At 34.6% G+C, this 21,919-nt stretch carries 20 protein-coding genes; 18 read left to right on the top strand and 2 right to left on the bottom strand.

What is annotated here, in order from left to right; translation table 11 throughout:
- The first annotated feature begins 5 nt into the window (after positions 1-5).
- The 7 genes from C3L23_RS06535 to C3L23_RS06505 all read left to right on the top strand — a co-directional run bounded on the left by C3L23_RS06535 (position 6) and on the right by C3L23_RS06505 (position 7,186).
- Positions 6-857 (top strand): class 1 fructose-bisphosphatase, encoded by an 852-nt coding sequence (locus C3L23_RS06535; protein ID WP_127681042.1) that lies wholly within the window; start codon positions 6-8, stop codon positions 855-857.
- Positions 854-2,761 (top strand): methionine--tRNA ligase, encoded by a 1,908-nt coding sequence (gene metG, locus C3L23_RS06530; protein WP_127681040.1) that lies wholly within the window; start codon positions 854-856, stop codon positions 2,759-2,761. The genes C3L23_RS06535 and metG overlap by 4 nt, the downstream gene beginning before the upstream one ends.
- Before the next feature lie 69 nt (positions 2,762-2,830).
- On the top strand, positions 2,831-3,709 hold the full coding sequence (locus tag C3L23_RS06525) for a hypothetical protein (RefSeq protein ID WP_127681038.1): 879 nt from the start codon (positions 2,831-2,833) through the stop codon (positions 3,707-3,709).
- A complete protein-coding gene (locus C3L23_RS06520) occupies positions 3,706-4,281 on the top strand; it encodes an NUDIX hydrolase (RefSeq protein ID WP_127681036.1) in 576 nt (191 codons plus the stop codon). Before C3L23_RS06525 ends, C3L23_RS06520 begins: the two co-directional genes overlap by 4 nt.
- Before the next feature lie 87 nt (positions 4,282-4,368).
- Positions 4,369-5,730 (top strand): phosphomannomutase/phosphoglucomutase, encoded by a 1,362-nt coding sequence (locus tag C3L23_RS06515; protein WP_127681034.1) that lies wholly within the window; start codon positions 4,369-4,371, stop codon positions 5,728-5,730.
- Positions 5,731-5,940: 210 nt separating this feature from the next.
- On the top strand, positions 5,941-6,801 hold the full coding sequence (locus tag C3L23_RS06510; protein ID WP_127681032.1) for a DnaJ C-terminal domain-containing protein: 861 nt from the start codon (positions 5,941-5,943) through the stop codon (positions 6,799-6,801).
- 19 nt (positions 6,802-6,820) lie between these two features.
- Complete coding sequence (locus tag C3L23_RS06505; protein WP_127681030.1) at positions 6,821-7,186, top strand: heat shock protein transcriptional repressor HspR; 366 nt, start codon at positions 6,821-6,823, stop codon at positions 7,184-7,186.
- Here the strand turns inward: C3L23_RS06505 and C3L23_RS06500 are convergent.
- Positions 7,183-10,020, bottom strand: coding sequence for an AsmA-like C-terminal domain-containing protein (locus C3L23_RS06500; RefSeq protein WP_168175722.1), 2,838 nt, complete (start codon positions 10,018-10,020; stop codon positions 7,183-7,185). The two genes, C3L23_RS06505 and C3L23_RS06500, sit on opposite strands and share 4 nt — an antisense overlap.
- On the opposite strand from C3L23_RS06500, the gene mltG reads away from it, so the two are divergent.
- The 11 genes from mltG to C3L23_RS06445 all read left to right on the top strand — a co-directional run bounded on the left by mltG (position 10,004) and on the right by C3L23_RS06445 (position 20,866).
- Positions 10,004-10,924: an endolytic transglycosylase MltG gene (gene mltG / locus C3L23_RS06495; RefSeq protein WP_210402407.1), complete on the top strand. Its 921-nt coding sequence runs from the start codon at positions 10,004-10,006 to the stop codon at positions 10,922-10,924. The two genes, C3L23_RS06500 and mltG, sit on opposite strands and share 17 nt — an antisense overlap.
- Before the next feature lie 120 nt (positions 10,925-11,044).
- On the top strand, positions 11,045-13,264 hold the full coding sequence (locus C3L23_RS06490; RefSeq protein WP_127681024.1) for an NADP-dependent isocitrate dehydrogenase: 2,220 nt from the start codon (positions 11,045-11,047) through the stop codon (positions 13,262-13,264).
- 36 nt (positions 13,265-13,300) lie between these two features.
- Entirely contained in the window at positions 13,301-14,251 is a 951-nt protein-coding gene (gene mdh / locus C3L23_RS06485; RefSeq protein ID WP_127681022.1) for a malate dehydrogenase, read from the top strand.
- On the top strand, positions 14,248-15,108 hold the full coding sequence (locus C3L23_RS06480) for a fumarate hydratase (RefSeq protein ID WP_127681020.1): 861 nt from the start codon (positions 14,248-14,250) through the stop codon (positions 15,106-15,108). Before mdh ends, C3L23_RS06480 begins: the two co-directional genes overlap by 4 nt.
- Positions 15,109-15,117: 9 nt before the next feature.
- Positions 15,118-15,672 carry a Fe-S-containing hydro-lyase gene (locus C3L23_RS06475; protein ID WP_127681017.1) on the top strand — a complete coding sequence of 185 codons (555 nt, stop codon included), beginning with the start codon at positions 15,118-15,120 and terminating at the stop codon, positions 15,670-15,672.
- Positions 15,673-15,709: 37 nt separating this feature from the next.
- Positions 15,710-16,882: an ADP-forming succinate--CoA ligase subunit beta gene (sucC, locus tag C3L23_RS06470; protein WP_127681015.1), complete on the top strand. Its 1,173-nt coding sequence runs from the start codon at positions 15,710-15,712 to the stop codon at positions 16,880-16,882.
- The gene (gene sucD, locus C3L23_RS06465) at positions 16,882-17,760 is read left to right on the top strand and encodes a succinate--CoA ligase subunit alpha (RefSeq protein ID WP_127681013.1); all 879 of its coding nucleotides are present in this window, start codon (positions 16,882-16,884) and stop codon (positions 17,758-17,760) included. Before sucC ends, sucD begins: the two co-directional genes overlap by 1 nt.
- Before the next feature lie 275 nt (positions 17,761-18,035).
- The gene (locus C3L23_RS06460) at positions 18,036-18,335 is read left to right on the top strand and encodes a 4Fe-4S binding protein (protein WP_127681011.1); all 300 of its coding nucleotides are present in this window, start codon (positions 18,036-18,038) and stop codon (positions 18,333-18,335) included.
- Positions 18,335-19,468: a 2-oxoglutarate synthase subunit alpha gene (locus C3L23_RS06455; protein WP_127681009.1), complete on the top strand. Its 1,134-nt coding sequence runs from the start codon at positions 18,335-18,337 to the stop codon at positions 19,466-19,468. Before C3L23_RS06460 ends, C3L23_RS06455 begins: the two co-directional genes overlap by 1 nt.
- A gap of 10 nt (positions 19,469-19,478) precedes the next feature.
- Complete coding sequence (locus C3L23_RS06450) at positions 19,479-20,309, top strand: 2-oxoglutarate ferredoxin oxidoreductase subunit beta (protein WP_127681006.1); 831 nt, start codon at positions 19,479-19,481, stop codon at positions 20,307-20,309.
- The gene (locus C3L23_RS06445) at positions 20,309-20,866 is read left to right on the top strand and encodes a 2-oxoacid:acceptor oxidoreductase family protein (RefSeq protein WP_127681004.1); all 558 of its coding nucleotides are present in this window, start codon (positions 20,309-20,311) and stop codon (positions 20,864-20,866) included. The genes C3L23_RS06450 and C3L23_RS06445 overlap by 1 nt, the downstream gene beginning before the upstream one ends.
- A 189-nt stretch (positions 20,867-21,055) precedes the next feature.
- Here the strand turns inward: C3L23_RS06445 and C3L23_RS06440 are convergent, their stop codons facing one another.
- A complete protein-coding gene (locus tag C3L23_RS06440) occupies positions 21,056-21,886 on the bottom strand; it encodes a 4-hydroxythreonine-4-phosphate dehydrogenase (RefSeq protein ID WP_127681002.1) in 831 nt (276 codons plus the stop codon).
- Between the last annotated feature and the right edge of the window lie 33 nt (positions 21,887-21,919).

Genomic DNA, 21,919 nt, shown 5'->3' with positions numbered 1-21,919 from the left:
TTAAAATGACTGAAATTATAAATTCAATCCAAAAAATAGCCGTAGAAATCAAAGACGCTATCAAAACGAAAGATACGGGAAAAGTAGAATCTCAAAACGCAAGCGGCGACGTTCAGGTTAAACTTGACGTAATCAGCGATGAAATAGTAGAAAAGTATCTTTTAAAAACTTCAAGCGTTATCGAAATAATAAGCGAAGAAAAAGAAGACGCAATGCCGGCAAACCCTAACGGCAAGTATTTTGTTGCATACGATCCGCTTGACGGAAGCAGTCTTATTGATGTCGATTTAAGCGTGGGAAGCATATTCGGAATATATAAAGGCGGATACAGCGGTCAGAATATTGTGGCGGCAGCATATGTGGTTTACGGACCTAGAGTTGAAATGGTTGTTGCAAGAGATACGGTAGAACTTTTCAGATTAAATGAACAGACAAACGAGTTTGAATTTGTAAAAGAACTGAGACTTGAGGAAAAAGGAAAAATTTTAGGACCGGGCGGAACTCAGAAATGCTGGTATCCTTATCATAAGGAAATGATCGACAACTTCTTCAAAGAAGGATACAGATTAAGATACAGCGGAGGAATGGTTCCTGATTTACACCAGATTCTGCTTAAAGGCGGAGGACTTTTCGCATATCCGGGTACAACCGACAAACCTAAAGGAAAACTCAGAAAACTTTTCGAAGTATTTCCTTTTGCATACGTTTACAATAAAGCCGGCGGACTGGCTGTAGACGGAAAAGGGGATCTTTTAGATCTGGACAGTGAAGGTTACCATGACACGACACCTTGCTTTTTCGGAAGCAATTATGAAATAACGAAAGTTTTAAAAACATACGAAGGGGCAGACAAATGAGCGACAAGTGCAAAACATATTATTTAACGACACCAATATATTACGTAAACGATATACCGCATATCGGACATGCTTATACAACTATAATAGCCGATATGATTGCCAGATATTCAAGACTTAAAGGGATTGATACTTTCTTTTTAACGGGAACTGACGAACACGGTCAGAAAATTGAAGAGGCAGCTAAAAAAAGAGGAAAAACTCCTAAAGAATATGCGGATGAAATCAGCGGTAAGTTTAAAGCTTTATGGGATGAATTTGAAATAAGCTATGACAAATTTATAAGAACTACGGATGAAGCGCATAAAAAAGGCGTTCAAAAAGCGTTTTTGGATATGTACAAAAAAGGCGATATTTATAAAGATTATTATGAAGGACACTACTGCGTAAGCTGTGAAAGCTTTGTGGCTCCTTCTCAGCTGGTAAATGACGAGCTTTGCCCGGACTGCGGCAAACCTACGAGAATTATTAAAGAAGAAAGTTATTTTTTCAGACTTTCAAAATATCAGGACCAATTGCTTGACTGGCTAAAAAACAAAAAGCCTATTTTACCGGAAGCAAAAGCAAATGAAGTAATAAGATTTGTGGAAGAGGGACTCAAAGATCTTTCGATTACGAGAACGTCTTTCGAATGGGGAGTTAAACTTCCTCCTGAAATTAACGACCCTAAACACGTTGTTTATGTATGGCTTGACGCACTGTTTAATTATTTAACGGCACTCGGATACGGCAGTGAAAATGACGAACTTGTAAAAAAATACTGGCCTGCGAAACTTCATATAGTAGGTAAAGATATTCTTAAATTCCATGCGGTTTACTGGCCTGCGTTTTTAATGAGCATAGGCTATGAGCTTCCGAAAGTTATTGCTGCTCACGGCTGGTGGACAAGAGACGGTGAAAAAATGAGTAAATCCAAAGGAAACGTAATCAATCCTAAAGACGTGGCCGACGCATACGGGCTTGAGAATTTCAGATATTTTATGCTAAGAGAAGTTCCTTTCGGAGCGGACGGCGATTTCAGCGAAAAAGCGTTAATCGACAGAATTAATAACGATTTAGGAAACGATCTCGGGAACCTTTTAAACAGAATCATAGGAATGGCTTACAAATATTTTGACGGAAAAATTACAAGCAAAAACGTTGAAAAATATTATGCAAACGAGTTAAACGAAGCAAGGGAAATCGTAAAAAACCTTGAAGAGACATATCTTTGGAAAATGCAGATACATAAGTTTCTTGAAGAACTTTGGAAAGTTCTCGCAATCGGAAACAAAGCGATTGATACGTATAAACCTTGGGAACTTATGAAAAACGGTGAAGAGGAAAAAGCGGCTGCGCTTATAGGGCTTATTGCAAACCTTCTTGCAATGACGGCGGTAAACCTTCACGCGGTTATGCCTAAAACAACTCAAAAAATCGCAAAATCTTTAGGTTTTGAAATAAACAGCGAAAGTTTCAAAAACATAATGGAAGGAAAGCTTCTGGATGATTTCGTAATTGAAAAAATACCTCCGCTTTTCCCTAAAATAGAAGAGCCTTTAATGAAAAAAGAAGAAGTAAAAGAAGAAAAACCTCAAAATTTAATCACTATTGACGAATTTTTTAAAACAGAACTTAAAATCGGAAAAGTTGTAACAGCCGAAGAAGTTAAAAAATCAAAAAAACTTTTAAGACTGGAAGTTGACCTTGGCGAAGGAAAACCTAGACAGATTATTGCGGGAATTAAAGAATATTATAAACCTGAAGAACTCATAGATACGTATGTATGTGTTGTGGCAAATCTTAAGCCTGCAAAACTTATGGGAATGGTAAGTGAAGGTATGCTTTTAGGAGCTAAAGATAAAGAAGGGTTTGCCCTTATAAGACCTGAAAAACCAAAAAAACCCGGAACGCCTGTTAAGTAAGGTGAAGGTTTTAGTCAGGTTAAAGGATGAAGGTGAGTTTTTTAAGTTTAATTCGGATGAAGGATTATTTTGAAAATTGAAACATTGGTAAACTTAACCGGAGGAGAACTTCTTAACTCTCCTTATATCAGCGAAGTCACTTCTTTTACAAACCGTGTTGAAAATGTAGTAAGAGGCGGCTGTTTTTTTGTAACAGATAAAAATGATGTTCAAAAAGCGGTTCAAAGCGGTGCGTATGCCGTTATTTCCGAAGATTATGAAGAAATTACGGATCACGAAATAGCCTGGATTAAAGTCGGTTCAATACAAAAAGCGGTAATTGATATATTTAAATATGAAAATCTGCAGACAAAAATTTACTTTTGTGACGAAATAACGGAACATATACTCGATAAAATGAATTTAAACAAAGAAGTTATTGTTTTGCATACTTATGAAGATCTTTTAAGAGGTATGAATATAAAAGATAAGTATCTCGTAACTTCGGATAAAACGTTTAGAGACCTTTTTTCAAATGTTGAAGTGCTGCTTGCTGAAAATATTGAATTACAGCAGCTCAGCCTTTTTAAATCAAAATATCTTACTGAAGAAATTAACCTCCCTTATGTATATAAGGATGAATTCGCAAGAGCTTTAAAATTTTTTGAAGACCATAATTTAAAATATTCGCTTGAATTTGAACTTGAGAGATTTAAGCCTGTTTTTGTAGATTATAAATTAAGGGAAGTTGAATACGGAGAAAGTGAAAAAGTACTGATTAAAGGTATTAAAAACGACAGGTTTTTTTTTAAAGAACTGAATTATTTAATTGACAATACAAAACACGCAAAAACAGTAATAGTAAACGAAGAAAATAAGAGCGTTCTAAATGAAGGGTTTAATTTTGCAATGCTTGTTGATTATGATATGGATACGCATTTAAACACAGATGAGGGGAGTCTGTTTTGATTAAAATCACAAAAATAAACACACTCGGAAAAGGGAGATTTTTAGAACTTAAAGAGGTTTTTTTCGATTATTTCGGAAAGAAAAGAAGATGGGAAGTCTGCTCTTCGCATAACAGTGTGTCAATACTGATTTATAATACCGATTTGAACAGTTTAATTATGGTAAAACAGTTCAGACTTCCTGTATATATGAAAAACGGTGACGGATATACTTTAGAACTGTGTGCGGGGCTTTGTGATAAAGATAAGCCTAATATAGAAATTGCAAAAGAAGAGGTTTTAGAAGAGTGCGGATATGATGTTGACGTAAAAAATATTCAAAGAATTACTTCCACATGGGCCAGTGTAGGCAGCAGTGCGGCAAACCAGGAAATATTTTATGTTGAGGTGGATGAAAGTATGAAAATAAGCGACGGAGGGGGAATAGACGATGAAGATATCGAAACTGTATTAATTCCCGCCGATGAAGTTTATGAAAAAATATTTGATGAAACGGCAGTTCTGACACCGGGAGCGAAATTTGCGATGCTTTGGTGGATATATAATAAAGTGGATAAATTGGGAAGTTGTTAAGTTGTGAAGGGGATTAAAAAGGAAAAGAAAGAGACGGGGAAAAGAGGATGTGTGATTGAAAATATTAAGACGAATAAAAGGAGAGGAATGAAGCATATATTCAGGGAATATGACATTAGAGGTATTTTTGAAAAAGACTTAACGGAAGAAATCGTAAAAAAAATAGGATATTTTTTAGGTAAAAAGATTAACGGGGAATATGTTTTTGTTAGTTTCGATGCAAGGACACATTCACCTGTTTTACATGACTGGCTTGTAAGCGGTCTTAATTATGCAGGAAAATCAGTAATAAGCGGGGGTATGCTTCCTACGGGAGCCAATTATTTTGCAAACTTTAGACCTTTATGTATTGAAAATAAAGGCAAAATAAATATTTCCGGGAGTATTCAGATTACGGGTTCACACAATCCGCCTGAATACAACGGCTTTAAAATAACAATCGACAAAGCGCCTTTTTACGGCAGGGATATATATGCTTTGGGTGATGAAATATTAAATAGCGATATAAAAATTGAAGATAATACGAATGTAATTAAATACGATTTGAAATCGGATTATATTGATTATATTTCAAACCAGTTTTCACATTTAAAAGGAATGAACTTAAATGCTGTGTTTGACTGCGGTAACGGTGTTGCCGGTGTGGTTCTCAGAGATATACTTGAAAATATCGGTGTTAAAAATTATGAAATCCTTTTTGAAGAGCCTGACGGAACGTTTCCAAACCATCATCCCGACCCGACCGAAGAAAAAAATCTTAAGGATGTGTATAGTGCACTTAAAAAAAGAAAATACGCTTTTGCTTTTGACGGTGATGCGGACAGGATTGCGTTTTTGGATCAGAAATACAATTATAAAGGCGATATTCTTGCATATTTCTTTGCAAAAAACATGGACAATCCGTGTGTTATAAGCGAAGTAAAAGCCACTCAGGTAATGTATGACGAAATAAATAAAATAGGCCGTGCGATAATGTACAAAACCGGACACAGCAATCTAAAAACACTCCTGAAAAAAGAAAACTGCGACCTTGCGGCTGAAGTGAGCGGACATATTTTCTTTAACGACAGATATTTCGGAATTGACGATGCGGTTTATGTTGCATTTAGAATTATAGAACTTATTAAAGAGAAATTTGATTTTGTAAAAGAATTTGAATCGCTTCCGAAAGTTTATAATACGGACGAAATAAAAGTAAAAACGACAGAGGACAAAAAGTTTAAAATAATCGATGAATTAAAAGGTTATCTGAATGAAAACAAAGATTCGTTAGAAATTAAAGAAATTGTGGATGTGGACGGCGTGAGAGTAATTTTTGAAAACGGATGGGGACTTGTGAGAGCGAGCAATACTACGCCGGTACTGGTAACAAGATTTGAAGCTACGGATAAAAATTCGTTAGAAGAGATTGAAAACAGATTAATGAAATCGCTGGAAAGATTTCTTTAATCTTTTCTTCTGTTTAAACAAAATAAGTGACAGACGCTGATTTTGTTGATATGCAAACATTTAGCCTTTCTTTTTTATATATTTGAGCCAATAGATTTAGATTAATTCATAAGAAAAAGTAATGTTATTAAAGTTGATTGACTTACGCTCAATTTTATTGTATAATATTGCAATAAAATTCCATATATAGTATAATTCAAAGGAGGGGAGATGAGTAAAAGTTTATATGAAGTATTAGGTGTTAGTGAAAATGCATCTCAAGATGAAATAAAAAAAGCATATAGAAAACTCGCAAGAAAATATCATCCGGATATCTGTAAAAAACCGGAATGTGAAGAAAAATTTAAAGAAATAAATACTGCATATGAAATTCTGGGAGACGAGGAAAAAAGAAAACAGTATGACCAAATGGGCGATGCTATGTTTAACGGCCAGAACTTCCAGGATTTTTACAGGCAGCATAAAGACGTTGATTTAGAAGAAATTCTTTCTCAAATCTTCGGAGGCGGTTTTAGCAGACGTACAAGCGGAGGATTCGGCGGATTCGGCGGTTTTGACGGATTCGGCGGTTTTGGTGGAGGTTTTGCGCCTGATCTTGATATACATGCCAGAATCCAAATACCTTTTGATCTTGCCATGAAAGGCGGTGTTTACACCATTAATCTGAACGGCGAGAGTATAAAAGTAAAAATACCTGAAGGTATAAAAACAGGTCAAAAATTAAGAGTCAGAGGTAAAGGTAAAACCCTGCAGGGGCACAGAGGAGATTTGATTTTGGAAGTTGAAGTGACTCCTCATCCTGAATGGGAAAGAAAAGGGGACGATTTATACAAAAAAGTCGATGTGCCTTTAAAAACCATGATGTTCGGAGGTAAAATAGGAGTTGATACATTCAAGGGACATATTAACGTAAAAGTACCTCAAAACTCAAAATGTTGTCAAAAACTGAGGGTTAAAGGATACGGTGTTAAAAACGGTAATTTATATTTAGAATTAAGACCTGTATTGCCTAAAGTTGAAGAACTTGATGAAGAGTTGGTAAAAATGATGAAAGAAAAGTTGCCTGAATAATCTTTAAAAGGAGGTGAGCATGTATAGTTATGACGAACCGGTATATTTAATAAGCGTGGTGAGTAAAATATTAAACATACATCCTCAGACATTGAGACAATATGAAAGAGAAGGGCTTATTAAACCAAGCAGAACAGAAGGTAAAATGAGACTTTATTCTCAAAGAGATATTGACAGATTAAAACTGATATTATCTTTAGTTAGAGATTTAGGCGTTAATTTGGCTGGAGTGGAAATTATCCTTCAGTTAAAAGAAGAAATTGAAGAGTTGCAAAAAGAAATAGAAAATCTTAAAAAACAAGAGGGACAGATTCCTAGAAACAGAAGTGTTGTAATCAAAAAAGAAAATTATCAGCTGATATTAATTCCTACAAAAGAGGATTAAAAAAGATTAAACGGTAAAGTTATAGCTCTTTTAAACAAGGTAAAAGGGGATATTAATATATCTTTACCTATGTCTTCTTTAACTTTTGGATTGTTTATATCTCCTTTTACTATCATTTTTATATTTATACTTCCGTCTTTACCGAATAACAAATAGCTTAAACCTTTACCTATAATAGGGATTTTTTTAAGTTTCATTTTCATGTTGGCCGTGATTTTTAAAAACATGTAATTTTTATTAAAATCAATATACCCTTTGGCGAAAAAGTCTAAATTATCTCCGTAAATCTTAGCATCTTTTATATAAAGTATTTTCTTATAAAGAAGGTAGTTAATATATCCTTTTCTTATTTTATATCCTTTAGATGAGAATCCTGGTGACGAAAAAGAAAGCAAAGAAGGTATTGTATTTATAAATGCGATTATATTGTTCAAAGATTTAAGTTCTCTGACGATTGCGCTGTTTATGTAAATTTTGCCGGTATAAAAATTATCAGGAGATTTGACCATAATAAAATCAAGATTGATTTTGCTGAAAAAGTCAAATTTAGGCAAAAACGCTCTAAACTCTTCATTTGAAAAATTTTTACCTTCTAATAACAAATAACCCTGTTTTGTGTAACCTTTTACGGAAGAATGTTTATATATAGAATGGAAGTTAATGTTTCCGTGTTTATACATAACGGTTGCTGTCTGAGATAAAAATTTATGCTGTTTATACATTAAATTTGCGTTATTCGCATACAGTTTGATTGTATAATTGTATTCGTTTGAATCGTTACTGTCTAGAAGAAGTGTTTCTAAAGGATACAGATTAATATCAAGGTTTATCAGTTTAACGTTTATATTGTTGTTTTTGACATTAATATCTATGTTATTGTTAAATATATCAATCTGCTTTTTACTTATGCTTATATTTAAAAATATTTTATTAACAATATTTTTAGACAAATCGGTAATCGGTTTATTTGTATGTTTGTATAAAATTGGGAGTTTTAAAAGCAGATATGTCGTAATATCTGTAGTATCGGAAAAAGTCATTAAAAGCAGGCCGTTTTTTACAAACTGCTCAAACGGAGTGTATTTTAATACTTTGTTAAGCTGATTAATTATTAACATTTTTTTATCAAAATCGATGTAAACCGAAGAGTTTTTTGCTCTTAATGTATTTGTATTAAAATCTATTATTGCGGTTTCGTTATAATCTTTCAGTTTTATTATTTTGTTAATTTCAAAATCCACTTTTCCGTTTATTAAAAGTTTTTCTTTAAGAAAATCAATTAAACCGCTGCCTGTAAATTTTAAAGGCATGTCTTTTTGTAAAAACAGCTGAGCGTTTTGAGTGTAAAAATTCAAGCGGGTATTTGTTATATTTATATCTCCCATAGGCACAAACAGATCAAAATCAAACAGTTTTAATAATGAAAGTTTTGTTTTTACATGAGTAAATGATGAAATTTCTTTTGAAAAATCTATTGTAGAAGTTATATTATTTTCTCCTGCTATTTGAGTAACAGGAATAGTTATTTTTAAAAATCTGTGCAGTATTTCTTTAATGTTTTTATTAAACAGCGCTTTTGAATGAAATGAGAGTTTTTTATTGACAAAAGAGATCTTGTTTATTTTTACATTGTTGATTTCAGCATTTTTTATATGAAGCGATTTATGTTTAATATCAGCTTTTATATTATGAAGATCGGTTTTATAAGAAAAAACTTTGCCCTTTATTTCATTAGTAAATACATTCATCAGGTTACCGAATATTTTTGAAGATTTCAGATAAACATATCTGTTTTCAAAGCGACCGTTGTCTATTGAATAATAAGTGTATTTGTCAAAAATGTTTAATAGATTGTTTGTCAAAATCAGTCTGTTTTTATCATATTCCGCAATAACGGTTTTAGTCTGCAGGTTTAAATTTTTAGGATTTTTAAAAATCAGCTCGGAATTTAGAAGTTTAAATTTGTAATTTTTATATTTTGCATTTAAAGCGGGGGCGTCTGCTATTAAAAAACCGCTGTGTATATTATAGAAAAGCACCGAATTTTCCAGTCTGACATTATCTAATCCGTATAATTTCGGTATTATGAGCTCTTTTGTGTGTAATTTTACTGTTTTGATGTTTATTGTGAATTCGCTGTTTTTAGCATTAAGTGCGATGTTTTTGAAATTGATTTTTGCTTTTTTCAAATTTCCTTTTATATTAAACAGATAATTATTTAAATCGGCATATATTTTTAAATATAGATCTGATATATCAGTATTAAACAGTATGTTTTCGTATGTTATATTTGGTGATGAAAAATCCATATTTAATATGTTGTTTTGAGTCAATAGGGCGTTTAATTTGAATTTGTTGTTATTGCATTTTCCTTCACCTTTAAAATTAATGCTGTTTTTATGAAAAAAAATATTAATAACCGTGTTTTTAAAAGCTAAATCATACTGAGGTATTTTAAGATATGAAAAATTTACATAAGAATTCTTGATGTTAGGACTTATTACTGCTTTAAAATATAAAAATGGAGAATCAAATAAGATATTGTTTTTAATTAAATTGATTTTATTTATGTGAGTTTTTCCGTATTCAAGGTAATTTATAGTAATTGTTTGAAATATGTTTAAAAATTTAATAATTGTAAAAGCCGTTTTATGTATGTTAATAACCTGTTTTGTATAATTTTTGGAGTTTTTTATTTTAATATCATTTATTTTAAGTACAATTTTATTATCTATTTTGAAAAAAGCTGATTTTATATGAATATTTTTAATATTGATATTGTATAAATAAATACCTTTAAAAAGGGAAATGAAAATTATGAATAAAAATAACATTATTGTAAAAATTATAGCTTTTATTGAAGTGCTGCTTGTTTTCACTGTTTTTATCCTTTTTTACTTAACACGGACGGTTAAAACCGACAGGGTCTTGCATATACCGAGCGGCAGTGTGAATTATACAATAAAATCATTAGAAAAAAGAGGATACAATGTAGGGTTTATTGACAAAATCGTTTTATATTTATTAGGTTCGCCTCAGGCCGGATGGATAGATTTAAAAAGCGAAAATCTTACGAAATTGGATTTTTTATACAGGCTTACGACTTCTAAGGCGGCTTTGGTTAAAGTGACGATAATTCCCGGAGAAACAACCTATTATATTTATAAACTTTTAGAAAAAAAACTAAAACTGAAAAACATAGACTGCGGTTTTGACGAAGGCTTTTTAAAACCTGACACTTATTTTCTTCCTATAGGTATGAAAAAAAGAAGGGTTTGTGAATATTTAAAAAGGAAATCGCTGAATTATCACAAAGAAATAAGTAAAAAAATTTTTGGAAAATTTGAATACGATAAATATAAAAAATATCTAATTATTGCCAGCATTATTCAAAAAGAAGCTGCAAATACGGATGAAATGAAAAAAGTAAGTTCCGTTATTTACAACAGACTGAAAAAACATATGAAATTGCAAATGGATGGAAGTTTAAATTACGGAGAATATTCCCATCAGCCTATTACGCCTCAAAGAATAAAAAACGACAATACAAGATACAATACGTATAAATTCTACGGTCTGCCTCCCGATCCTGTATGTATTCCGAGTCCCGAAGCAATAATAGCCGCTATTTTTCCGGACAAAACTAAATATCTTTATTTTTACAAGTGCGGGAAAAGACATCTTTTTGCCACTACTTACAAGCAGCATCTGAGAAATATTAGAAGATGTAAAAAATAGTAAACCTTATCCTTAATTGTTTACTTTTTGTAACACTGTTAAGCAATGAAAATAAAAAATTGTTACTTTTCGTATAAAAGGTGATAAAATTTAAACAATAAAAAAACAAAAGGAGATTTTATGGCAAATCCTACAATTGTATGGACAAAGATTGACGAAGCACCATACTTGGCAACATTCAGTTTACTTCCGATTATGGAAGCATTTACAAAAGATGCAAATATAAATTGGGAGTTAAGAGATATATCGCTTGCAGGAAGAGTAATTGCTGAATTTTCTGATATGTTACCTGAAAATTTAAGAAAATTCGATGAACTGGCATATCTTGGAGATTTAGTTGAAAAACCTGAGGCAAATATTATTAAACTTCCAAATATTTCAGCATCAGTACCTCAATTGGTTGCAACGATTAAAGAACTTCAGTCTCAAGGTTATCCTCTGCCAGATTTCCCAGAAGAACCTAAAAATGCTGAAGAAGAAAAAATTAAACTTAAATATTTAAAATGTGTTGGTTCAAATGTTAATCCAGTTTTAAGACAGGGTAATTCAGATAGGAGACTTGCAGAACCTGTTAAAAACTATGCAAAAATGCATCCGCACAGTATGAAGTCCGTTAGCCCTGATTGTAAATCATATGTTGCTCATATGGATAAAAAAGATTTCTATGAAACAGAACAAAGTTTTACAAGTGATAAAGATCAGACTGTAAAAATCGTGTTCGAAGATAATGCTGGTAATAAAAAAGAGCTTAAAGAAGTACCTGTAGAAGTAGGTGAAGTGTTTTCTGCAGCTACTCTAAATGTTGAGGAGCTAAGCAAATTTTTTGAAAAAGTGATTAAAGAAGCAAAAGAAAAAGACATTCTGTTCTCTTTACATGTTAAGGGAACAATGATGAAAATTTCTGATCCTACATTCTTTGATTATGCAATCAGAGTATATTACAAAAAACTTTTCGATAAATTCGGTAAAGAACTTGAAGAAATAGGATTTAACCCAAGAAACGGTTTAGCTGATTTGTATTCCAAACTTGATAAATTACCGGAAGATAAGAAAAAAGAGATTCTTGATACAATCGATGAAATCTATAAAGAACAGCCAAGACAATATATGGTTGACTCTGATAATGGTATTACAAATCTTCACAGACCGAACGACGTAATTGTTGATGCATCTATTCCTGCAACAATCAAAAACGGACTTAAAGGCTGGGGCCCTGATGGGGAAGTAGAAGATTTGGTTATGTCTATTCCTGATAGAACTTACGCTACTATGTATAAAGAAATTGTAGCTGATATTGTAAAACATGGACAGTTTGATCCTACTAAAGTTGGGACAGTGCAAAATGTGGGTCTTATGGCTAAAAAAGCTGAAGAATACGGAAGTCATGACAAAACATTCTTTGCACCGACTGACGGTAAATTTCTTGTACTTGACGGTGAAGGAAACACACTTTTCACTTTCGAAGTTGGAAAAGGTGACGTTTTCAGAGCATACAGTGCAAAAGATATCGCAATAAAAGACTGGATTAAACTCGCCGTTGAAAGAGCAAAAGAAAGCGGTCTTCCAATTGTGTTCTGGCTTGACAGCAACAGAGCACATGATGCTCAAATGATCAGAAAAATTCTTAAATATGCACCAGAATTTGGTCTTGAAGGAGTTGAATATTATATTATGGCGCCTGAGCAGGCAATGAAATTTACCTTACCTAGATTTAGAGCAGGTTTAGGAACTATTTCTGTAACCGGAAATGTATTAAGAGATTACCTGACTGATTTATTTCCTATTATCGAAGTTGGTACAAGTGCAAGAACACTATCAATCGTTCCATTGCTTGCAGGCGGCGGACTATATGAAACAGGTGCTGGTGGATCTGCTCCTAAACATGTTGAGCAGTTCATTAAAGAAGGGCATTTAAGATGGGATTCACTAGGTGAATTTTTAGCGACAGTAGAATCTCTGAAACTTGCTAAAAAACAGGGAGCTAATGAAAAAATTGAAATTATTGCAGATGCTTTAAATAGAGCAGTAGGTAAATATCTTGAAAATGACAAAACACCAAAAAGAAAAGCTGGTCAGCTTGATAATAGAGGAAGTCATTATTACTTAGCTAGATATTGGGCTGAAGAACTTGCTAACTGTGGTGACAGCGAACTTGAAGCTAAATTTAAACCGATTGCGAAAGAGCTTAACGCAAACGAAGAAAAAATCCTAGCTGAAATAGCTGAAGCTGAAGGGAAACCGGCTGATATAGAAGGATACTATCATCCGAACGAAGAAAAAGTAGAAAAATATATGAGACCAAGTGAAACATTTAATAAAATTATAGATGCTTTAAGATAATCCCTTTTGGGATTATTTTCCTTTTAAAGGTTAAAAATGTCAAATAAAGTATCAATAGTAGGTGCAGGAAATGTCGGAAGCATTGTTGCTTATTCTCTTGCAATGCAAGGGCTTGCTCATGAAATTATTTTGGTCGACAGAGATACGGACAGAGCTAAAGGTAAAGCGCTTGATATGAGCCATGCCGCAAGTGCCGTGAGAAGCCATTCCATTGTAAGAGCTGCTGAAAGCTATGAAGACGTAAGAGGAAGTAAAGTTGTTGTAATTACGGCAGGGTTTCCAAGAAAACCCGGAATGACAAGAGAAGATCTTTTATTCAAAAACGCGGAAATTATGAGAGATGTTGTAACTCAGGTAAAAGAAGTGGCTCCCGATGCTATTTTGATTGTGGTATCAAACCCTCTTGACGCTATGACATATACAGCTCTAAAAGTATCCGGTTTTCCTAAAAACAGAGTAATCGGAATGGCTGGAATTCTTGACAGTGCGAGAATGGCTTATTTTATTTATGAAAAATTAGGTTACGGTGCCGGACAGATCAGAGCAAGTGTAATAGGAGGGCACGGTGATTTTATGGTGCCTCTTCCGAAATATTCAACTGTAGCGGGTGTGCCGTTAAGCGATCTTTTAAGCCAAAAAGAGATAGATGAAGTTGTTGAGAGAACAAAAAAAGCAGGTGCCGAGATTGTAGGATATCTTAAAACAGGAAGTGCATATTTTGCGCCTGGTAAATCAACTGCTATAATGGTGGAAGCGATTCTTAAAGATTCTAAACAGATATTCCCTTGCGCAGCATATCTTGACGGTGAATATGGATATAAAGACATCGTAAACGGCGTGCCTGTAATGATAGGTAAAGACGGTGCCGAAAAAGTTATAGAAGTAACTCTTGATCCTTGTGAAAAAGAGCTTTTCAGAAAAAGCGTCGGTGCAGTAAAAGAGATGGTGGATATATTAAATAAAGACTTTTTAAAGGAAGAAAAATGAGAGTAGTAAAATATGACGATATCGTAAAATCAATAAGAGATATGATAATCTACTCAACGACTCACTTGGCTCCGGATATGCTTGAAGCGTTAAAAAAAGCATATGAAGAAGAAAAAAGTGAAGTGTCTCGTGCCGTACTTAAACAGCTTTTAGAAAATGCTGAAATTGCGGAAAAAGACTGGAAACCTTTATGTCAGGATACCGGTCTTGCAATTTATTTCGTGAAAGTCGGAGAAGACGTAAAAGTTGAAGGCGGAACTCTTAGAGATGCTATTTACGAAGGAACAAGAAAAGGTTATGAAGAAGGGTATTTAAGAGCTTCTACTTGTGACTGTTTTACAAGAGCTAACCTTAAAGACAAAGCCGGATATAACCTTCCTCCTGTAATTTACTTCGATTTAGTTCCGGGTGATAAAATCGAAATCGAATATGCCGCTAAAGGAGGAGGAAGCGAAAACGTATCACGCGCTACTGTTTTAGCTCCTGCTCAGGGTAAACCGGGAATTAAAGAATTTGTCAAAAAAGTTGTAAGCGACGCAGGTCCGAACCCTTGTCCGCCGTTAGTAGTAGGTGTAGGTATAGGCGGAAGTTTTGATATGGCGGCTGTTATGAGTAAACATGCGCTTTTCAGAAGCATCGGTACTGAAAACCCTGATCCGGAAATGGCTGAGTTTGAAGCTGAGCTTAAAGAAGAGCTTAATAAACTCGGAATCGGTGCAATGGGTATGGGAGGTACTCAGACTGTACTTGCCGTGCATATTGAAACATATGAAAACAGAATGTGTCATATCGCATCACTGCCGGTTGCTGTAAATATCCAATGTCACAGTTCTAGACATTCTCATATAACTATTTAAGGAGAAACAATGGCTGAATATAAATTAAAAACTCCACTTACTGACGAAGATGTAGAAAAATTAAAAGCCGGAGATATTGTATATCTTACCGGCGTAATTTATACTGCTAGAGATGCGGCTCATAAAAGACTTGTAGATTTAATAGAAAAAGGAGAGGAACTTCCGTTTGATTTGAAAGGAAGCGTAATCTATTTCGTGGGACCTACACCTCCGAAACCTGGTGATCCTATCGGAAGTGCAGGACCTACAACCAGTTACAGAATGGACAGTTATTCTCCTATTCTTATCGAACACGGACAAAAGGGAATGATCGGTAAGGGTAAAAGAAACGAAGCTGTAAAAGAAGCATGCAAAAAATATAAAGCGGTATATTTCGGTGCTACAGGAGGTGCAGGAGCACTTCTTGCACAAAGAATAAAAAAAGCGGAAGTTATCGCATATCCTGAATTAGGTCCTGAAGCGATAAGAAGACTTGAAGTAGAAGATCTGCCTGTTGTTGTTGTTAACGACTGTTACGGTAATGATTTATATGAACAGGGCAGAAAAGAGTGGGAACAGAAATAATTCATTTATAATATTTAAACTATTGAAAGGAGATTAAATGAACATACATGAATATCAAGCAAAAGAGATATTTAGAAAATACGGCGTTCCGACACCAAGAGGCGGAGTTGCGTTCAGCGGTCCGGAAGCCAGAAGAGTAGCTGAAGAACTTGGCGGAAACCTTTGGGTTGTAAAAGCTCAGATCCATGCCGGCGGTAGAGGTAAAGCTGGAGGTGTTAAGCTTGCTAAAAGCCTTGAAGAAGTAGAAAAAATTGCTGAAGAAATGCTTGGAATGACACTTGTTACTCATCAGACAGGTCCTGAAGGAAAAGTTGTAAAAAAAGTATATATTGAAGAGGGTGCTGATATTAAAGATGAACTATATCTTGGTATGGTACTAGACAGAGCCCTTGAAATGCCTGTAATGATGGCTTCGACTGAAGGTGGTATGGAGATTGAAGAAGTGGCGGCAAAAACACCTGAAAAAATCATTAAAGTAGCAATTGATCCTGCAATAGGATTCCAGCCTTTCCATGCTAGAAAACTTGCATTCGGTCTTGGTCTTCCAAAAGACGAGCAAAGAGAATTTATTAAATTTGCAAGCGCGTTATATAACGTATATATGGATAATGACGCTGAAATGATAGAAATCAATCCTCTAATCAAAACTGGCGACGGTAAATTTTTAGCACTTGACGCTAAAATGGGATTTGACGACAACGCACTTTATAAACATCCTGAAATTGCTGAAATGAGAGACTTAGACGAAGAAGAACCTACAGAAGTGGAAGCTAAAAAATACGGACTAAGCTATATTAAACTTGACGGTAACGTTGGATGTATGGTTAATGGTGCCGGTCTTGCAATGGCTACTATGGATATTATCAAACACGAAGGCGGAGAGCCGGCAAACTTTTTAGACGTTGGTGGTGGAGCTAATCCTGAAACTGTTGCAAAAGGATTTGAAATTATTCTTAGCGATCCTAACGTTAAATCAATTTTTGTAAATATCTTCGGTGGTATCGTTAGATGTGACAGAATTGCTAACGGTATTTTACAGGCTACTGAAAAAGTAGAAGTAAACGTTCCTGTAATCGTAAGACTTGACGGAACAAATGCAGAGGAAGCTGCAGAAATTCTAAGAAATGCGAATATTAAAAATATTATTCCTGCTGAGAATCTAAAAGACGGTGCTAAAAAAGCTGTTGCAGCTGCGAAAGGAGAGTTATAATGAGTATTTTGGTTAATAAAGATACGAAAGTAATAGTGCAAGGGTTTACCGGTAAAGAAGGTACTTTCCATGCTGAACAATGTATGGCATATGGGACTCAAATCGTAGGCGGTGTTACACCAAACAAAGGCGGAATGACACACCTTGGAAAACCTGTATTCAATACTGTTGAAGATGCTGTAAAAGCTACCGGTGCTACTGTTAGTATGATTTTCGTTCCGCCTGCATTCGTTGCAGACGCTGTAATGGAAGCTGCAGATGCGGGAATTGAACTTGCTGTAATTATTACAGAAGGCGCTCCGGTTAAAGATATGATGTATGCAAAACATTACGCACAGAAGAAAGGAATGAATACAATCGGACCGAACTGTCCTGGTATTATTACTGCTGAAGAGTGTAAAATCGGAATTATGCCTGGTAACATCTTCAAAAAAGGTAATGTTGGTCTTATTTCTAAATCTGGTACGTTAACTTACGAAGCAAGTAACCAAGTGGTAAAAGAAGGGTTCGGTATCACTACTGCTGTTGGTATCGGTGGTGACCCTATAATCGGTCTTAGTTATAAACAACTTCTTCCGATGTTTGAAGCGGATCCTGAAACAGAAGCAATTGTAATGATAGGTGAAATCGGTGGGGATCTTGAAATTCAGGCAGCTAAACTTATTAAAGAACAGATTAGCAAACCTGTAGTAGCGTTTATTGCAGGACAAACTGCTCCTAAAGGTAAAAGAATGGGGCATGCTGGTGCGATTATTAGCGGAAGCAAAGGTACTGCTGCAGAAAAAATGGCAGCACTGGCAGAAGCCGGTGTATATGTAGTTGAATCTCCTGCGGATATCGGGACAACTGTTGCAAAAGCTCTTCAGGAGAAAAAATAATCTTCGAACCCTTTTTTTGGGTTTTTATCTTTTTTACCTATCTTACATTAACTTCTAAAATACACAATAAATTTTAAAACGTTAAGAATGGTAATATTTGCTGTTTTTATTAGATTAAAGCAACATATTTTTTACTAATTATTTTTTAGTTTTATTATCAAGCTGTTTATATGTAACATTTTTACACAATAATATAGGTTGTTATTTTTATTAAGAGTTTTTTAGTGTTAATTTTGGTATTATATATAACGTAAAGAAACGCTAAAGGAGTTTATATGGCATTAAATGTAGATTTTAAATTACCTGCTCCGGAAAATACACCGGTATGGGTTGATGAAAGTAAATGTAAAAGTTGTGAATTATGTGTTGATTTCTGTCCTACGGGAGTTTTAGAAATGGTACCTGATCCGCATAATATTTTAGGACAAATGGTAAAAGTTACACATCCTGAATATTGTATCGGATGTAGAGAGTGCGAACTTGAATGTCCGGATTTTTGTATTTTTGTAGCAGAAAGAGATGAGTATAAATTTAAAAAATTAAATGAAGTTAAAAAGTTAAAAGGAGAAGCGTAATGCCAAGAGAAGTAGTAAGCACAGGAAACCAGCTGGCAGCCAAAGCAGCAATTGATGTCGGATGTAGATTTTTCGGCGGTTATCCAATTACGCCGTCAAGTGAGATTGCTCATGAAATGAGTAAATTACTGCCAAAAGTCGGTGGACAGTTTATCCAAATGGAAGATGAAATCGCAGGTATTTCTGTAGCACTTGGTGCTAGTATGAGCGGTGTTAAGTCTATGACAAATACATCTGGTCCTGGTATTTCATTAAAATCAGAGCAGATCGGTTTAGCATTTATTGCTGAAGTTCCTCTTGTAATTACAAACGTAATGAGAGGTGGTCCGTCTACTGGTCTTCCGACAAGACCGCAGCAGGGTGATATTCTTCAGGCACAGGCTCCTACACACGGTGATTATCAATCAATTACATTATGTGCCGGAAGCTTGGAAGAGTGTTATACTGAAACTGTAAGAGCATTTAATCTTGCAGAAAGATTTATGACTCCGGTATTCGTGTTACTTGACGAAACATTGGGTCATATGGTTGGTAAAGCCGAACTTCCTGATCTGGAAGAAGTTCAAAAAAATATAGTAAACAGAAGAGTATATGAGGGTGATCCTGAAAATTACAGACCTTATGACGTGCCTCAGGATGAACCTGCAATTCTAAATCCGTTTTTTAAAGGATACAGATACCATATTACAGGACTTCATCACGGACCTACAGGATTCCCTACAGAAGACGCTAAAATGTGTCAGGATTTAATTGACAGACTGTTTAATAAAATCTTAGCTCATAAAGATGAGATTGAAAGTTATGAAGAATTTATGCTTGACGATGCTGATATTGCAGTAATCGCATACGGAAGTGTGTCACTTTCTGTAAAAGAAGCAATTAAAGAACTAAGAAAAGAAGGTGTTAAGGTAGGACTTTTCAGACCTATTACATTATGGCCGTCTCCGGAAGAAAAAATTGCGGAAGTTTGCAAAAAATTCGACAAAGTACTTGTAACTGAAATGAACAAAGGTCAGTATATTAAAGAAATCGAAAGAGTAAGCGGAAGAAGAGATTTCGAAACTCTATTCAAAGCAAACGGTAGACCTATATCTCCGGCAGAAATAAAAGCAAAATTAAAAGAAATGGTATAAGGAGCAGATAATGGCATTTAATTACGATTATTATTTAAGAACAGACAAAATGCCGACACTATGGTGTTGGGGATGTGGTGATGGTATTATTATGAAAGCAATGATCAGAGCTTTTGCAAAACTAGGATGGGATAAAAACGATATCTGTGTTGTATCTGGTATCGGATGTTCGGGAAGATTTTCAAGCTACATCGACGCAAACACTGTTCATACGACACATGGAAGAACTGTGGCATACGCAACAGGTATCAAACTTGCAAACCCTGATAAACATGTAATCGTTGTAGCGGGTGACGGTGACGGACTTGCAATCGGTGGTAACCATACAATTCACGGATGTAGAAGAAATATTGATTTGAATTTCGTATTAATCAATAACTTTATCTACGGTCTTACAAACAGCCAGGTTTCACCGACTACTCCAAAAGGTGCATGGTCTGTAACTACTCAGTACGGAAACATCGACCCGACTTTTGACCCGGCGGAACTTGCCAAAGGTGCTGGTGCTACATTTATCGGTAGAGAAAGCGTAGCCGAAGCTCAAAAACTTGAAAGACTTTTTGTAAAAGGTTTCCAGCATAAAGGATTCAGTTTCTTTGACGTCCATTCAAACTGTCACGTAAACTTCGGTAGAAAAAATAAATTAGCTCAGGCTAAACAAAATATGGACTGGATTGAAGGTAACTTAATGCCTAAAAACAAATGGGATAAACTAAGCCCTGAAGAGCAATACGAGCTTAAACAAAAAGGTGTAAAACCAAGAGGAATCTTACATCACGTAGAAGAGCCGGAATACTGTGAAGAATACTACAAACTAATCGACAGAGTAAGGGGCAACTAATGAGAAAACAATTAAGATTTACAGGGGTTGGAGGACAGGGTGTCCTTCTTGCTGGTGAGATTTTAGCAAGAGCTTACGTAAAAGCTGGAAAATACGGAGTTCAGGTAGGTACGTATACTTCTCAGGTTAGGGGAGGTCCTACTAAAGTTGATATTATTCTTGATGATGAGCCTATTCTTTATCCGTATGCGGTTGACGGTGAAATTGATTTCATGTTAAGCGTTGCTGATAAATCATATCAGTTATTCAAAGACGGTGTAAAAGATGGAGGAATTATTGTATATGAGCCAAATCTGGTTTATCCTACTGATGAAGATAAAAAAAGATGGAATATGTATCCAATCGAAGTAATTACAATCGCAAAAGAAAAAGTAGGAAACGTAATTACTCAGTCAGTTGTAGCGCTAGCAATTGCTACAAGAATGAACAACCTTGATCACGATCTTGTATTTCAGGCAATGATCGAAACAGTTCCAAGCAAAGCTGTAGAAGTAAATAAAAAAGCTTTTGAATTTGGATATCAAGCGGCGGAAGAAGCTTTAAAAACTAAAGCTTAATCTTCTTCCTTTCTATTTATTTGATATATTATAGTGTCTAGCGCTATTGTTGATGGTTGATGGTTTTAAAGTGACAGACACCACATATCTTAGCGATATTGTTAAAAATTATAAGAATTATACGCGTATTTGTGTTAAATTATTTATTAATATTAAAGTAATTAAAGTATTTAAAAAAGAGCAAAAGGATTATTTTCCTTTTACTGCGTCAAGTGCTCTTTGGAGAAGCTCTGCATGATAAACTTCCTGTCTTGATATAAACAGTAAGAAGTTACTAAGCTCATCGTTTCCTATTTTTTCCGCTAAAATCAGGCACTGTTTTTCAGCATCCATTTCTTCTTCGATGTTTTCTTTTAAAAACTCTACTATTCCGATATTTTCATATTTTTCATGTGGAATAGGTCTAGGAAGCGTTAATACTCCCATTTGGCTTGCAAGTTCCGCAAATCTTCTTAGATGATAAATTGAATCGTATGCCAAGTCTGTAAATGCCGAATTTGCGTCTACTTCATTAGAATGAACTTTTAAATAACTGTAAATGGTAATAAGTTCGTATTCTTTGAACGTTTCTTCCATTAGGAAAAATACAAGCGCGGCTTTTGCATTTTCTTCAAGATCTACTCCAGGCAGTTCTTTTGACTGATTAAATGCCGTAACAGTGCCTTCAAGATCCAGTTTTTTAAGCTGAGCTAAGAAATATTCGTCGTCGTTTTTAAATCTGTCTGTTGAAACTGTTTTGATTTCTTCATAGCTTCTAAGATTTTCTTCTAAATCGTTGATAAGCACTTCAAGCAAATCCTCTTCGCTTTGCACCTCTATTTTTTTAATTTCTTCTTCTTTGAAATCCATGTCGAATTTAACACCGGCTTTTACGGCATCCGCCATAGCCCATACCATGTGTCTGTATTTAAATACCGCAATGTCTTCAAGAAGCTTTTTTGCGCTCTTTTCTTTTACCATTACGGCAGCATAAATAAATTTGATAAAACTCTCATGCTGAAATCTGATTAATCTTTGCATGCTCATCCTTTTTTGTTTTAGTATATCCAATGG

The sequence above is a fragment of the Nautilia sp. PV-1 genome, assembly GCF_004006315.1.
Lineage (GTDB): Bacteria > Campylobacterota > Campylobacteria > Campylobacterales > Nautiliaceae > Nautilia > Nautilia profundicola_A.
Note: the sequence above shows the minus strand (reverse complement) of the source record. Positions and strands in the feature narration are given on the sequence as shown.